This window comes from Nitrosospira sp. Nsp18 (assembly GCF_900103145.1).
Taxonomy (GTDB): domain Bacteria; phylum Pseudomonadota; class Gammaproteobacteria; order Burkholderiales; family Nitrosomonadaceae; genus Nitrosospira.
Window position 1 is genome coordinate 169,443 of sequence record NZ_FMWY01000002.1, and the last position, 15,539, is coordinate 184,981.

The 15,539-nt window shown below is 52.8% G+C and carries 9 protein-coding genes and 1 pseudogene; 4 read left to right on the forward strand and 6 right to left on the reverse strand.

Annotation, left to right across the window (positions count from 1 at the left end; translation table 11 throughout):
• Window positions 1–185: 185 nt before the first annotated feature.
• A complete protein-coding gene (locus tag BLS94_RS01750) occupies window positions 186–1,880 on the forward strand; it encodes a sensor domain-containing diguanylate cyclase (protein ID WP_256325234.1) in 1,695 nt (564 codons plus the stop codon).
• On the opposite strand, the gene BLS94_RS01755 is transcribed toward BLS94_RS01750, so the two are convergent.
• The gene (locus BLS94_RS01755) at window positions 1,843–2,688 is read right to left on the reverse strand and encodes an SH3 domain-containing protein (protein ID WP_256325235.1); all 846 of its coding nucleotides are present in this window, start codon (window positions 2,686–2,688) and stop codon (window positions 1,843–1,845) included. The genes BLS94_RS01750 and BLS94_RS01755 overlap by 38 nt on opposite strands.
• 594 nt (window positions 2,689–3,282) lie before the next feature.
• Here BLS94_RS01755 and serB point away from each other — a divergent pair.
• Entirely contained in the window at window positions 3,283–4,128 is an 846-nt protein-coding gene (gene serB / locus BLS94_RS01760) for a phosphoserine phosphatase SerB (protein WP_090957498.1), read from the forward strand.
• A gap of 31 nt (window positions 4,129–4,159) precedes the next feature.
• Here serB and BLS94_RS01765 read toward each other — a convergent pair whose 3' ends face one another.
• The 3 genes from BLS94_RS01765 to BLS94_RS01775 form a co-directional block, all read right to left on the reverse strand.
• On the reverse strand, window positions 4,160–6,754 hold the full coding sequence (locus BLS94_RS01765) for a TonB-dependent receptor (protein ID WP_090957499.1): 2,595 nt from the start codon (window positions 6,752–6,754) through the stop codon (window positions 4,160–4,162).
• A 106-nt stretch (window positions 6,755–6,860) separates the two neighbouring features.
• Window positions 6,861–8,078 carry a sialidase family protein gene (locus BLS94_RS01770; RefSeq protein ID WP_090957500.1) on the reverse strand — a complete coding sequence of 406 codons (1,218 nt, stop codon included), beginning with the start codon at window positions 8,076–8,078 and terminating at the stop codon, window positions 6,861–6,863.
• A gap of 410 nt (window positions 8,079–8,488) precedes the next feature.
• Window positions 8,489–9,724: a dicarboxylate/amino acid:cation symporter gene (locus BLS94_RS01775; protein WP_090957501.1), complete on the reverse strand. Its 1,236-nt coding sequence runs from the start codon at window positions 9,722–9,724 to the stop codon at window positions 8,489–8,491.
• 252 nt (window positions 9,725–9,976) lie between these two features.
• On the opposite strand from BLS94_RS01775, the gene BLS94_RS01780 reads away from it, so the two are divergent.
• Both BLS94_RS01780 and BLS94_RS01785 read left to right on the forward strand, forming a co-directional pair.
• Window positions 9,977–11,035, forward strand: a complete 1,059-nt coding sequence (locus BLS94_RS01780) for an MraY family glycosyltransferase (protein ID WP_256325236.1) — start codon at window positions 9,977–9,979, stop codon at window positions 11,033–11,035.
• A gap of 1 nt (window position 11,036) precedes the next feature.
• On the forward strand, window positions 11,037–12,995 hold the full coding sequence (locus BLS94_RS01785; protein WP_090957502.1) for a polysaccharide biosynthesis protein: 1,959 nt from the start codon (window positions 11,037–11,039) through the stop codon (window positions 12,993–12,995).
• 19 nt (window positions 12,996–13,014) lie between these two features.
• Here BLS94_RS01785 and BLS94_RS01790 read toward each other — a convergent pair whose 3' ends face one another.
• Window positions 13,015–14,859 (reverse strand): ABC transporter transmembrane domain-containing protein, encoded by a 1,845-nt coding sequence (locus BLS94_RS01790; RefSeq protein ID WP_090957503.1) that lies wholly within the window; start codon window positions 14,857–14,859, stop codon window positions 13,015–13,017.
• A 113-nt stretch (window positions 14,860–14,972) separates the two neighbouring features.
• Window positions 14,973–15,449: pseudogene (locus BLS94_RS01795) on the reverse strand (TonB-dependent receptor domain-containing protein); the annotation flags it as partial.
• Between the last annotated feature and the right edge of the window lie 90 nt (window positions 15,450–15,539).

Sequence of the window (15,539 nt, forward strand, 5' to 3'; positions counted from 1 at the left end):
GAGTCGACTATGCGTTTTGGTATTCCTTCAACTAAGTACCATTAGCCAAGTATTGTTGATGATTACGGCGTTTCCCTTTTTTTACAAAAATAAATAGATGCCCAATTGCAGCTTTTCAGGATAATCGCCCTTCATTCGGACATAACTTGTCCGTTAATAATCGTTTATGCCGGAAAACTATCCTGATGGCGTGGCTAAGGAGTATTAAAAGCAAACTTGTTGTGTTTGCCATGATGGCCACACTCATCCCGTCGTTAGGGCTGGGGTTGTTGTCCTTTCGACAAAATGAGGCGCAGATAAGCGATAACGTAACCCGTGAACTTCGCGCCATGACAAATTATGCCAGCCGCGAAATAAAGCTCTGGATTGATAAGCGTGTCCATGAAGTACACGTAACATCCACGTCCAATGTCGTCATAGACGGTTTATCGGCAATTAGCCGCCCCGAAGAGAGCTTACCTGGTGGAAATCCGCAAGCCCTCGCACACTATCTGCGATCGGTACAGGGAAAACTCGACACAATACTGGAACTGACTGTCGTGGATGCGACGGGTAAAGTCGTGGCGAGCAGCACGCAAGCGCCGGCCAGAGTCACACTCCCCAAGGATTGGCCCCAAAGTTCCCTCACAGAAGGCCTGGTGATTGCACCGCCCCGCTGGAATACGGGATATGCTACCGCCACACTTAGCGTTGCGGTTCCGGTATTGTCCTACGACAATCTATTGATGGGCGCGTTAGTGGCCGTGCTTGATCTTCACGGCTTGCAGCCCCGCCTGAAAAGTGCGATAAAATCTCCATCGGGCGAAGTGATCCTGCTTGATTCAGACGGCAGAGCTCTCGCCAGCAGCCAGAACGACACAGATAAATTGCAGCAGCTGGATCCTTCGGTGCTGCGGCACTTGCTCGCGCAACCGGGCAACTCCATGGCCTTTCAAGGCCTCACACATCGCAACGTGATCGGGTTGGCTGAGGTATCCGCGGAGCCGAGGGTCACCATTGTGGCAGAACTCGATCGCGCTGCAGTCTATGGCAAATGGATAGAACTTCGAAATATGTTTCTGGGGCTGGTAGGCGCACTGGTTCTGGTAGTGGCAGCCGTGGCCTTCCAGATGGGCCGTTCAATTGTCGTGCCGTTGCAACGGCTGATCCGTGCAGCGGACCGCATTGCCGGGGGCGACCTGGAGGTACGGCTTTCTGCAAAACGAAATGACGAACTCGGTCGCCTTACAGTGGTATTCGATCAGATGGCGGACCGGTTGCGCCAAAGCCACGCCGAGATTATGGCCGCTAATGAAGCCATGCAGCAACAGAATCAGGTGCTGGAGACGCTTTCCATCACCGACAGCCTTACCGGCCTGTACAATCGCAGTAAGCTCGATGCCATTCTGGCCGATGAGCTAGCGCGCTTTAAACGCACCCAACGGCAGTTTGCATTATTAATGCTGGACATTGATCACTTCAAGACATTAAACGATACCCACGGCCATATCACCGGCGATGAAATTCTGCGAAGCGTCGCCCGGATACTTCTTCAGTCTGTCCGTAGTATCGACTATGCAGCACGCTACGGGGGTGATGAACTTATTATTATTCTGGTTGATACTTCCGCAGACCTGGCCGCGAAAACTGCGGAACGCATCCGTTCACAAGTAGAAAATGCGCAATATGGCAACAACGGCTCGACGATTGCAGTAACGGTGAGTATCGGTATCGCACAGTGTCAACCCGACGACATGACGCCAACCGCGGTGTTCGCCCGCGCAGATCAAGCACTCTATCAAGCAAAGCGGGCGGGTCGCAACAGGCATATAGCGATCATTAATCCTGGTTTGTCCACCGCACCTACTGCTTGCCCAAGTAGGCTTCCACCAGCGTATTGAGTACCCATCCCGACCGCCCGTCGGCCGAGATCAACAGCCATTCGCCCTGATAGGCATCCGCTACCATAAGGGATTCCTTCTTCAATACGCCCAGCACTGCGGCACTTAAACCGGGCTTCTGGCGCAGATTGCTATTGGCAGCGGCACGAAGCGGGAGAGGAACCTGCAACGAGACTGTTATTTGATGCGACTCCGAGCTCTTGCGACCTTGGGTGTTTGTTAGCATGTTGATAAACTCACGAGCCTGCGCGGCATAATCCATGGCGGCGGCATAGTTGTCCTCTGCGTACGATGTAGCGGCCGCATCCAGAAGGCGCGCTGCCTGAGCTTGCAGTACCTGCGCGGAACCCGTGATTGGGGATGACTTAAGGTTTTCCATGACCATTTCAACTTCCGCAATAGTGGAGGCGGCGGCGGGACGTGTAGCCAGACGCCTGAGTTTCACCTGGGCGTGAGCAGCCTTGCTGCTGGTTTCCTGCAATGTCTTTGCCTGGTCCTGCTGCCGGGCTTCCTGGCTGCGGATTTGGGCCTCCTTTTCCGCCACCAACTTCTGCAAGCGTTCGATTTCCTGTTGCTGCACCTCTTTTTCCACAAGCAGTTTTTGCAGGCGCTCGATTTCATGCTGTTCCCCAACACATGGAGACCAGAGGCTGCGGGCAATCTCGGCTTCAGAGGGAGAGGCTTTTGGAAGAATGCTGCATCCCGTCGTGATCACGCCAATAAGCACGAAAATTATCCAGTCCGGCATTTGTCCTGGCTGAAGCTTTGAAAAACTGTAGTGCTCCACTGATCGCTTCAATAGTCCCATGACTCGGTTACTCCGGATCGATCCTGATATTGGTTGAAACAGATATTATCGCTCAGTTCCGGTTTATGTGGTACGCATCACCATTTTCACTGTATGGTCTAGTGCTAGCCAGGCAAAACTCGGCGGCGCGCAGACTTGCTATGCCACTCATCGAACAGGGCAGCAGATATAGCAAGTATGAGTACATCCCCATTTGCTTGATCTTCAGGACCTGTGAAAGCTCTTTTCGAGATCATAAAAATACAAGGCGACATGGGTAGATTGTACCTTCAGCCAGGCATGGATTTTAGGGTATCGGCTAAATCTCCAACCACCGAATAAATAGGCTCCGGCAATTCGATGTAGAAGTTACTAGCGATTGCTGGCAAAATGCTGGGTTGCCAGAAAATATTAGTCCCGCTACATTGGCCTTTTCCGCAGCATAAAACTGCGGGGAACCTGCCTCGTACCGCCCTACAGGTTTACAGAAAGGCGTACAGGAGCGGCTACTCCATCTGTGTTCTCTCTTGAAGCAGTAGCACGCTTGGGCTGACCAGGCTATCTTCCAGCGCTTAAAGGGACTGGAAGCATCTTTAACAATAAATGGAACGGTATATGAATCTGATAATACAAGGGCTTGAAATAGCAAACAGTGATTTGAGAGAGTTGGCGAAACTTGCCGGCGCTAACCTTATCGAACGAATCACAGGCCAGGCGTTTCGGCTGGAAAACGCAACACGCCGCGAGCTTGTTGCTGAATACTGCGCTGATGCCGAACTGGACTTTGCGTTCGTCGAACAAACGGCGCAGCTTTCCGATTTTGGGCTGGTTGCGATGGATATGGATTCTACGCTGCTTGCGATCGAGTCCATTGATGAAATAGCCGACATGCACGGGATGAAACCTCAAGTGTCGGAAATTACACAGAGAACCATGCGTGGCGAAATCGTCTTTGCGGAAAGCTTGAGGCAGCGCACCGCCTTGCTGCAAGGGTTGCACCAGGATGCATTGCAGCAAGTTTACGATGAGCGTGTGCGATTAAGCCCCGGTGCGGAAATAATGCTGCAACGGATGAAATTTGCGGGTCTCAGGACCATGGTCATTTCTGGCGGATTCACGTTTTTTACGGATAGAATAAAAACAAAACTGAATCTCGATTATGCCGCAGCCAACAAACTCGAAATTGCGGATGGAAAGCTCACCGGCAAGGTAATGGGAGAAATCATAGGAGCCTCGGGAAAAGCCGAAGTACTAAAAAGTGTGCGCGAAAAGCTGGGCTTGAGGCGCGAGCAAGTAATCGCCATCGGCGATGGCGCCAATGATCTCAAAATGATGGAAGAGGCCGGGGTCAGCATCGCTTATCATGCGAAGCCCATCGTACAGGAGAAGGCTACTTATGCCATCAACCATGTGGGTCTCGATGGAGTAGCCAATTTGTTCACATGGTCCGCGTCATCCTGATCATGCAATAACTCGTTACGTAAAAATAGCGTTAATAGCTGAACGCAGCTTCCACCAGGAAGGTGCGTTGCGGATAGGGGTGAAAAACAAAGGCCTTGTCATTGTTCAGGTTGGTAATACCGAACGAGAATCGGCTTTTAAGGCCGCTCTGGAACTTGTGCCGATAGCTGGTTTTGAAGTCCATGAAAAAGAAATCGCTCTGCGCGCCAAACACGTCATTTACATGGTCGCGGTTATCCAGATCGTTAAACGAATCGCTGGTATAACGACCGGAGAATGCAATGTCCCAAGCGTCTGTGGCATGGTAAGTGGTGAAGAAATTGGCTCGCCAGTGAGGTAAACGGATGCGTTGTTTACCCGTAAGATTAAAATTACCTGGCGTGCCGGTCGGGTCCGTAAAAATAATGGTGGGACCTTTGTCTACTTTTGCATTCATCCAGGTGCCATTAAACATGAAATCAAATTTTGAACCCAGTATCCGCCGCTGGTCAAAGATAAGCTCAACCCCGGTAGTGCTCGTCTGATCGATATTCTGAAACGAACTCTGCGTTTGAATGCCCGAGGCTGCCAGAACCTGTTGAATGGCGTCCTTGATATCATCGCGAAACACGTTCACGCGGACGTAACCCTTGGGTAGCGCGTATTCAACCATGAAGTTATGGTGTACCCCGTTCTCGGGTCTGAGCGCGGCGTTGGCCGTCACAATCTGGGTTGGCGTACCGATTGATTGATAAAGCTCGGCAATAACGGGGAATCGGTGGGCCCGGCCAAAGGAGTAACGGAGTTTCAACGGTCCAGGCTCATAGCCCAGCGAAACTTTGGGTGATAACGCGGATTCCGCGCGATCCGGTACTGAAGTACTTCCGACAACACCGTTGGACGCCGACCACCACTCTTGGCGCGCTCCTGCTGTTACATCCCAGTCAGGCAGGAAACGATATGCGGATTGGGCAAAGACCGCATGAGTCGATGTCTGACCATCATTGTTCCGGTTGGCCTGCAAGGGGCCGCGAGTGAGCGTGGCGTAGTCCGTCAGATCATACTGCCGAAAGCTTAAATTGTATTGATCAAAATGATATCCGCTCAGAAATGATAGTTTCTCGTTGCCTAGCAGCGCTGGCGTACTTAGCTTGAGGTCATAGTTCAACCAGCTGAATTTCTTGAAATCCTGAATCTGGCCCGCGCCAGTATTTGCGGGATCCTTTGGACTGAAAAAAGCTGAGGCGCGAGTGTCTTTCAGGACATCGAAATGGCTGATGGTCGTGTCGATATTCCAGTTTGGAGTGAGAGCGCCACGTAGCTGCAGTCCTAGATTCAGCGTCTCTCGTTTGTCCTGGCTGCCCCCAAAACCACGTTGCGCGACATCGAACCGGGTCCCATCCAGGGAAGCGTTACCTTCCGTATTGCAGCAGGCCGGCACTGCCCCTCCCCAAAACGGCTGTCCAGTCGTGTCGCTTACGTAGTTGCGGGGACGATTCTGGCTGCGTGTACGATCCTCATACGCCACTGTGAAGATAGCTTGGAGATCCGTAGTGATGTCGTAACCGAACTTGCCCTTGAACAAGTGGGTTTGTACCTTTTCCGGTCCGGTATCGCCATAGATGATGCTGGGCGTACCGCGAGTATCGGGTGTCCGTATGCCACCCGTGACGGGAGTTCCGCCTGGGACATCAAACAGTCCCGTATTGTCGATGAAGTAAGACTGTGGATGGCTCTGCGCTTCAAGACGGTTGTAGGCCAGGAATACTGTAAACCGGTCCTGAATCCGGTTGCCATACGATACGTATTGCCGATCGCCTATGAAAGTTCCCTGATCCGACCCGTAGATCTTGTAGGGCTGAATAAACAGGCTGCTCTCGACATAAAATTCCTGCTTGCGCGGCATGCGCGTTTTTATGTTTACCACACCACCGATGGAGTTGCCGCTATATTCCGCCGAGAAGGGTCCGTAAACGATATCGACGGAGTCAATTTCATTTGGACCTACCAACGACCAGCGCGGCGCGCCGTTAAAGGAAGCCTGCAGAAAATTGTGCAGCGGCAAGCCATCGGCATAGACCATATTGCGCGCGGTTGAGAACATATCCGCACCGCGAATGCCGAGAACACCGTTGGGATCACCGACATAACGCTGCCGGATTTGCAGGCTCGGTTGATATTTCAGGACCTCCTCCGTGGTTTGCGCGTTCTGCAACTCGATCTGCGACCGGGTTACGCGCGTTGACGGCGAAGTATAATGGGTATCACGCTCGGTCTCGCCGGTAACAACCATTTCCTTGAGTACCGTGTCCGGTTCGCCGCCTTGCGCGGGATTATCCTTATTTCCATCCTTGCGCTTGTTCTTGCCGGAGACCTCACCCGCCACTTTCTTGTCGACACCAGGAAGTGAAATGGCGCCGGACGGCACCTGATCCGTATCTTCAGCCGATGAAGCTGGGTTGCCTGACTGCACGATTAACCCGTTGACGGCAACAGCGGAAGGGGATATTTGGGTGGCAATTCCCTCTGTGCGGGGACCCGTATTATCGTGTTTCGGCGGAGATTTTTTTGATTGGTCCGAATCTTCGGCTGCCGAGGCCGGTGATATCCAAAGCAGACCCATCAGGAAAAACGAGAAAGATCTCATATTTATTCTTATATTACGTGATCGCTCTTACTGATAACGATCAACCAGGATCTTTACCAACATATGCTTCAAATGTTGCGTCAGTACTACAATTTATTCCAATCCATTAAAGGCTGGAGCGTCCGGCAGTGATCCGTTCAATCGGTACAATTCGCAGCCCCTCTTTTGCGGTATTCCACACCACCAGCACTTTTTCGCCGTTAATCAACGGTAGTGGATAATCGGTTGCGCCAGCCGAAGACATCAAACGCGTCGGTTCGCTCCAGGAGACGCCGCCATTGACCGAATACATCAACTGGGCGGAGTAGGACTGCCCATCAAATTCTCGCCACGAGAGGATAACGATTTTATCCTTCAAAACGACCGAGGCATGGTTTGCCTGTGCCGCAGGATTACCGATAGGCATGGGCTGGGATTCCCAATCCCCGTCGATATTTTTGTAGAACAACCCCTGGCGCGCCGTGCCATTGGTAAACCAGGCGAGGTGCAGCTTGCCCCATCTGTCAGCCGCCAGGCTTCCGCCATTATGCGGACAGGCATCAACTTGCCATTTGTCATGCGTCGCACGTCTCACTCCACCCTCATCCAAATTTGCGATAGCGAAATCGCGCGTGTTGGTACCGAAAATATTCCGCCAGAGGGCGACAGGTCCATCCTTGGTCCAGGCGAGCGTTATTCGGCAACACTCGCATGTATGTTCGTGAAATCGATGGTTCGGGCCAAAACTTTTGCCGTTATCAAGCGATTTGACTGTATATATCGATGAGCCCCTAAATTTGTCGCCTTTTTCCTTGGCCGCATCCCGATCCCTCGCATCCAGCCATGCAATCACAACCCGCCCGTCGCCATCGATTGCCATCGAATCGAACCGGTGGCTGGTGATGCGCCCATCGTCATTCAGCGTAATGGGTGCGGAAAAGGTCTTACCTGAATCTGTCGAGCGCGCAAACCGGACGTTGCCGGCGTATTTCTGGGGCAAGGACTGCACCCAGGTCAGAAGCACGGCGCCATCGCGCGCAACTGCAATCTTGGGTCGGCTCTCGCCATCAGCCGATATGGCTTCCGGCTCGGGTGTGACGATAACCGGCGTGGAGAAATTAGTTCCGTCGTCGTCCGACCAGGAAACCAGCAGCCGCTGATTCTCGACCCTCGCTATCCATAGCCGTCCATTCTCATCCAGCGCTGCGCCCACCGCCAGCGTAGCCTTTGGAGCATGCGACATTGAATGACTTTGTCCTCCATTAGCTGAATCCTGCTGACCCGCGAGCGCAGTTGCCGAAACGCTCATCAGGAAAATGGATGCAATACGAAGAATCCGGTACATCTTTCGCTCCCATTACAGTGTTGAGGTCGAGAGTAATCTATTTGCCGAAACATGGGAATGTGGCAAATTGTCGCACTTGCTAATCGCGATCTCACGAATCCAAGCGCAGGAAGCGTGATAACAGATTGAAACAATACCTTAAGCATCCGTATTTCTGCATTTCCGGTTATTTCCTCTGCCGCACCGGGGGCAACCCGAACACTCATCCGGACATTTCCCGGGTTTGCTGCCAGCTCCCTGTGGGCCTTAAAGAATCGCAGCGAAAAATTGACCGGGCGAGGGCGGATTTTGGGATTTTGAATGCCGATAGTTATTTTATTGGTCGAAAAAGCAGCGAAATACGAACCGGCCAGACGCTTTTGCAGCCGATTTCGTTTAAGTCCGACAGGCTGCTAATGTTCGTTGATATGCTACTCGTGCCCCACCCACTTCTGCACCACAAGGCTTCCCACCATGTCCCCTTCGACATTGACGGCCGTGCGAAATGTGTCCAGGAGGCGATCGATAGGTAGCAGGATGGCAATGCCTTCGGCGGGCAGACCGACCGATTGCAGTACCACTACCATGGTCACCATCCCGGCACTGGGTATGCCGGGCGCGCCCATTGCAGCCAGCATGGCCGTCACAAATACGATCATCTGTTGCATGAGGTTGAGCTCGATGCCTGCAAGATTAGCGATAAACAAGGCGGCCATTGCTTCGTACAACGCGGTACCGTCCATATTGAGCGTAGCGCCCAGCGGCACGACAAAACCGGCAATATCGCGTTTGACATGCAGATGCTGCTCGACGCAGCGCAAAGTGACCGGCAGAGTGGCGGAACTGGAACTGGTGGCGAAGGCCGTTATCAAGGCCTCCCGCGCCCCACGCCAGAATTTGAGCGGTCTCATGCCTGTAACCAGATAAAGAATCAACGGCAGGACTACCATGCCGTGCAATAAAGTTGTTGTCACCACCACGACTATGAATTCGACCAATGTGGCGAGCAAAGCCGCGTCTTGGGTGGCCGCCAGCTTCAACAGCAATGCCATGATACCGAATGGCGCCAAGCGCATGATCCAGCCCACCAGCATCAGCATCAGCTCCAGCAATTCCTGTAACAGAATGAGAATGTTGGCATAGCGTTCGCCGCCCACCACCAAGGCAATCCCGAGCAAAAGCGCGAAAACCACTACCGCAATCACGTTACCCTCCGCCAGGGCAGTCATTGGGTTTTGGAACAGCGAATGGAGGAAGTGAGCGAAAAAATCGGATAACGCCATTTGCTCGGCTCGAAATCCCTGCATGGCATCCTGAAACATCGCGAGCTCCAGCCCTGCACCGGGACGGACAAGATTGGCGGCAGTCAGGCCCAGCATGATCGCAAGCGCCATGGAAAATATGAAAAAGCCCAGCGTTGCTTTCCATACCTTGTGCATCTGCCTGTGTGCGCGTAAATTGGCAACCCCCACGGCGATGGAAGTAAACACAAGTGGAATCATTACCATTTTCAACAAGTCGATAAACAGTGTTCCGACTAACTCGGCGATATATAACCCGGCCTGTGCGGCTGTAGATTCCTTTCCCAGCAGGGATAACCCCAGGCCCAGCAGGAGACCAGCCAGCACACCAGCCAGAATTTGCGCATTAAGCGATATCTTTCTCATCGGTACGCCACTTTAGTGGTTGATTTTTGATAGACAGGAAAATATTCTTGTTCGAGGATATCATTTGAACGATGAGTGCAAGCACCGACCTGAAAAGGCAGGCAATTTGCGAGCAACAATACCAGATTTTCCGATCGGAAGAAGGTTGGGAGCAAGGCTCAAACAAATTTCATAGATAGAAATAAATCCAGGCTCTTTTCTGAAAATTGCCTTTCGCCATTGCTTTATGAGTTTGCCTCACTGGTGCTTCATATGCGCGAACCATCGCACATATTGGGGGAATCTCCGCGCGCGCTTCTCAGCAGCTATAATCCATTCATGGACATAGGCATGTCTTTTTCAGCTTTTGCGGCACCGTTCGTTGCTTTCATGATCGCGTTCGCGCTGATTTCCTATTTGATCAAGGGCGGCCTTCTCAAAGTGCTGGACTACCCGAATCCCCGCTCCCTTCACAGCAAGGCTGTTCCACGAACCGGCGGACTGGGCTTGATGTCCGGGGCCCTCGTCTCATGGGCGCTTCTCCCCGGCATGCTGCCGTTGTCCATATGGGCAAGCGTTATATTACTGGTAGCAATCTCCTTTGCCGATGATGTCTCCGGCCTACCGGCCTGGGCAAGGTTTCTGATGCATGGAGCGGTTGCAGTCTGGTTCTCCGTAGCAATGCTATCCGATACCCATGGCTGGATGGTCACGGCGATGGCCGCGGTCGCAATTACCTGGATGCTCAATCTTTATAACTTCATGGACGGCTCAGATGGCTTGGCAGGCGGAATGACGCTGATTGGTTTCAGTTGCTACGGCGTGACCGCATGGCTAGCCGGGAATGAGCCGTTTGCCATGATCAATTTCTGCATCGCTGCGGCAGCGGCAGCTTTCTTGTTGTTTAATTTTCATCCCGCACGTATTTTCATGGGAGATGCAGGATCAATTCCGCTAGGATTCCTGGCCGCAATATTGGGTATTATGGGCTGGACAAACGGTAACTGGCCATTATGGTTGCCGTTGCTTATATTTTCACCATTTATTGTCGATGCTTCTGTTACTCTCGCGAAACGCGGTCTGCGCGGTGAAAAAATTTGGGAGGCGCATCGCGAGCATTATTATCAGCACATGGTGCAAAGCGGTTTGGGTCATCGCAATACAGCCCTGCTCGGCTATGTTCTCATGTTAGCCGCGGGCGCCAGCGCAATATGGGCGATGAGACAGCAAACTGCCGTTCAGCTCGGGGTCGGCGTCGCATGGGGTGGAATTTATCTCATCATGGTACTGGTATCCGACAACTATTGGAAACGCCATCCGGGTCGCTCATAGCATGCCTGTACATAAACTTAATATACGCGCGGGAATTGCCTTCATTCACGATCTTGCCGCAGTAATCGCTGCCTGGTGGTTCGCTTATTTGTTCCGTTTCAATTTCGAAATACCTCCTTTTTACCTGGCGGCATTGAAAGAAATCCTGCCATTTACGGTTTTGATACACGCGGCAGCGTTTCTATGGTTCGGTCTGTATCGCGGGCTCTGGCATTACGCCAGCTTGCCCGATTTACGGCGCATCCTCTTCGCTGTATTGGCATCAGCAGCCGCAGTTCCCCTGGCGTTATACCTGTTGCAAGTACACACCGGCGTACCACGTACCGTGTTGCTGCTGGCCCCTATTCTGCTTCTGGTTATCATGGGAGGAAGCCGCCTCGCCTATCGGTTATGGAAGGAGCATCGACTTTATGGACGAAAGAAACTGGAAAAAAATCTCGTCCTGGTGCTTGGGGCGGGAGATGCCGCAGTCGGACTGGTGAAAGAGCTTGCCCGGAGCGTGCAATGGGAAGTAGTGGGATTTCTGGACGATGATCCCGCTAAGCGGGGCTTGATGCTGCACGGCTTCAGGGTCATGGGGCGAATCAGCGAATTACCGGCCGTCGCAAAAAAGTATCGCGTGGATCATGCCATCATCGCCATGACATCCTCGTCGTCCGATCGCCGTAAAGTATACCGCGCCCAACCCGACAGGCGCCAACCGGACCGCCTTCTACGCAATCGGCGCCGGGCGATGCAAATGTGTTCGACCGCTGGCGTAAAGGCGCTGATCGTCCCTTCATACGACGATTTGATCAGCGGTAAAATCACTGTGTCGCAGATCCGCACTGTCGAGCCGGAAGATTTACTGGGCCGGGACTCGGTGATATTGGATAACGACGGATTGCATGGCTTGCTGGCAGGAAAAACTGTTTTGGTTACGGGTGCTGGCGGCTCAATCGGTTCGGAGTTGTGCCGTCAAATTGCGAAGTTCAGACCGGGCCGCCTGGTGCTGTTCGAGTTGAACGAATTCGCGCTTTATAGCGTCGAGCAGGAATTCCAGGCCAATTTTCCGCACATCCCCATGGTATTCGCCATAGGCGATATCAAGGACGCTGCGCGGCTGGCTCAAGTGTTCTTGCAGTACCAGCCGAAGGTTGTATTCCATGCCGCAGCCTATAAGCATGTACCGTTGATGGAGCATGAAAATGCCTGGCAAGCTGTCATGAATAACGTTTTTGGAACTTATGTGCTGGCACAGGCTGCGATCAAGCAGGGCGTGGAAAAATTCGTATTGATCTCGACTGATAAAGCGGTGAATCCTACGAATGTCATGGGCGCGAGCAAGCGCTTGGCGGAAATGGTATGTCAGGCTCTGCAGCAATCCATCTCCATTGCTGGTAACGCCTCTGGAAAAGATGGCTTGACCGACAGGAATCATGTGCCGGGTTTTGTCATGGTACGTTTCGGAAACGTACTGGGTAGCGCGGGCAGTGTCATTCCAAAATTCCGTGAACAGATCGCAAAGGGTGGGCCGATCACTGTCACTCACTCGGAAATTACCCGCTACTTCATGTCTATACCTGAAGCCACGCAACTGGTTCTGCAAGCGGGACTAATGGGGAGGGGAAAGGGTGGCGGAGAAATTTTCGTGCTGGATATGGGCGATCCCGTGAAGATAGCCGACCTCGCAAGAGACTTGATCCGTCTTTCCGGCCTGAGCGAGAGTGATATACAAATTGTATACAACGGGTTACGCCCGGGGGAGAAACTCTACGAAGAGTTGTTGGCAGATGATGAGAACACTTTGCCGACACCCCATCCCAAATTGCGCATTGCCCAGGCCCGCCAGGTCGAGAAACAGTGGCTGACGGAACTGCTGGCATGGATAAACGAGAATCCGGCATTAAGCGATGAGGAAGTCAAACAGGACTTGAAAAGATGGGTTCCGGAATACTCAAGCCAGGAATTCATACAATGATCTCCTGCTTCCCGCGCCATTACCCAAGGGACGACTCAGAGTTTCTGGCCATCACATCCTTTTGCGCATATAAAGCCCGAGCAAGCTTGGCGTAAGCTCCACCTCTTGCGAGTAATTCCCGGTGACTGCCGATCTCGACGGCTCCGCCTCTACCCAGCAGGACGACGCGGTCCGCTTTCTCCATGGTGGCTAAACGATCGGCGATAACAAGCGTGGTACGCTCTTGCACGACGGCATCCAACGCTGCCTGCACATGATGCGCAGATTCGATGTCTATCTTTTCGGTTGCCTCATCCAGGATCAGGATAGGCGAATTTTTAATCAGTGCGCGCGCAATGGCAACACGTAGCCGCTGTCCCCCCGTAAGGTTTACGCCGTGTTCCCCTACGAGGGTTTGCAATCCCTGGGGCATTTTCCGGATGAACTCCGTTGCGTGCGCGGCTTGTGCTGCAGCAGTGATCGTTGCTTCTGTTGCCCGGCCCAGTGCGCCATAAGCGATATTGGCCGCTATCGTATCATTGAAGAGCGTTGTCTTCGATGATACCAACGCAATATTGGCGCGCAGACTGGCCAATTTAAGGCTCCTTAAATCATGGCCATCAAGCAGAATTTTTCCTGATGCGGGATTAATGAAACGCGGCACCAGACTCGCGAGCACAGCGGTGCTTCCTGAAAAACCTACTAATGCCACCATTTCACCTGGCTGTATGGTCAGAGTGATACCCAACAGCGCCGAACATGCGCCGATACCCTGCTGGCCACCTGGCCCGGGATTCGCTTTGGAGCCGCCTTCAAAGCTCTTTTCCTGATCGTGGTGGAAATGGACCTGTTCGAATCGTAATTCGCCGCGCGCACGCTCGACGATAATTGTTCCCATGTCCAGTTCAGGCTCCTGGTCAAGCAGCGAAAATACGCTCTCGACCGCTCCTAGTCCATGCCGCACGACCTCCTTCAGACCGGCAATGCGTTTCACTGGAGAAATCAGCATCAGCATGGCCGCCATGAAAGAAACAAAGCTGCCTGCAGTAATCTCATCGGCAAACGCTTGCTGAGCTGTGACATAAACAATAACCGCCAGCGCTCCCGCAGCGGCTATTTGTATCAACGGTACACGGAGAGAGGCCATAGCCATTCGTCTTTTAGCTAAGCGATGCGCTTCCTCCGCCTTTTCCCTCATGCGCTGGTTTTCATACTGCTCACCGCCGTGAAGCTTGACCACCTGGTAGTTCTCGATGGCATCCTCCAGCACCTGGTTGAGGCTTCCCATTGTTTGTTGGGCTTCCATTGCCATTTTTTGCAGTCGCACCGTGACGAGCCGCGTGATCAGCAGCATCGCCGAGGCCATCAATAACGCCAGCAAGGCAAGCCGCCAGTCGAGATAAAGCATCCATCCCAGCAGTCCCAGAACCACAAGCACATCCTTGACTGCCACCGTTATGACATCGGTAAAGGTACGGGCGACCTGCTCGGTGTCGGATGCGATTCCGGAAACGAGGCTACCGCTCTCGTGACTGGCGCAATAGGGAGCAGGCAAGGTCAACAACTTGGCGAACATCTCCACCTGCAAGTCCAGCACCAGTTTGCTTCCTAGCCCGTTCACCGCATAGGCCCCGATATGGCCGGCCACCGCCCGAACCGCAAACAGGCTGATGATCCCCAGCAGAACGAGCTGCATCAATTCCAGGTTCTTGCCAGCAATAGCGCCATCCAGCATCGGTTGCACCAACGCGACCAGCATAGGCACACTTGCCGCCATCGCAATCATGCTTATTACCCCAAGTATGACAGCGTCCCAATAGGGCGCGACATACCTTATCAAGCGCAGGCATAGTTGACCGCGGGTGGGGATTTGGGTGTTTTGCATGCGCAAGCAGAATCGGGAGAAGATGCACTACCAGGAGTTCTGGCAAAGCCGTATTATGTCATCTGCTTCCATGCGCGATAAGGTGCTTGCGCGGAACATCACTACCAATGATCTCAGTCAAACTGATATTTTACGGTGAACCAGACATTACGCTCGCGAGCGGGTAGCGCATTGAAGCTCGTGCCTGGTGCGTTGCGAATCGCATATGAAAAATATTTTTCGTCGAATAAATTGTTTACTGCCATGCTCAGCAACAGCTTTCTTAGCTGGTGAGTAAACTTGAGATCCACGGTAACGTAATCCGGCATGCGACGCGTGGCTGTATTGGCCTGATCGTTATCAAATACCTGTTCCCCAACATAATTCATCGTCGCAGCGAAACGCGTTGTCGGTGCAAGCCGAATGGTACCGCCCGCTGAAACCTTATGGCGCGGCACCAGCGGAATGATGTTTCCTGAAACATCGACGCCGCCAAAATTCCCCTGACGAAAACGTGCATCACTGTAAGTGTAGCTGCCGGATACATCGATTGCGCTGTTAACAGCCCAGGACGCCTCCAGTTCGAGACCTTGCCGCCGGGTAGGGCGCGTTGCGCCATAGAAAAAGGTTACCGAAACAGTTTTGCAGTTAACGTTGTGCCATAAGGAAAGGAATTCATTTTAGTGCATCGAAGATGATTT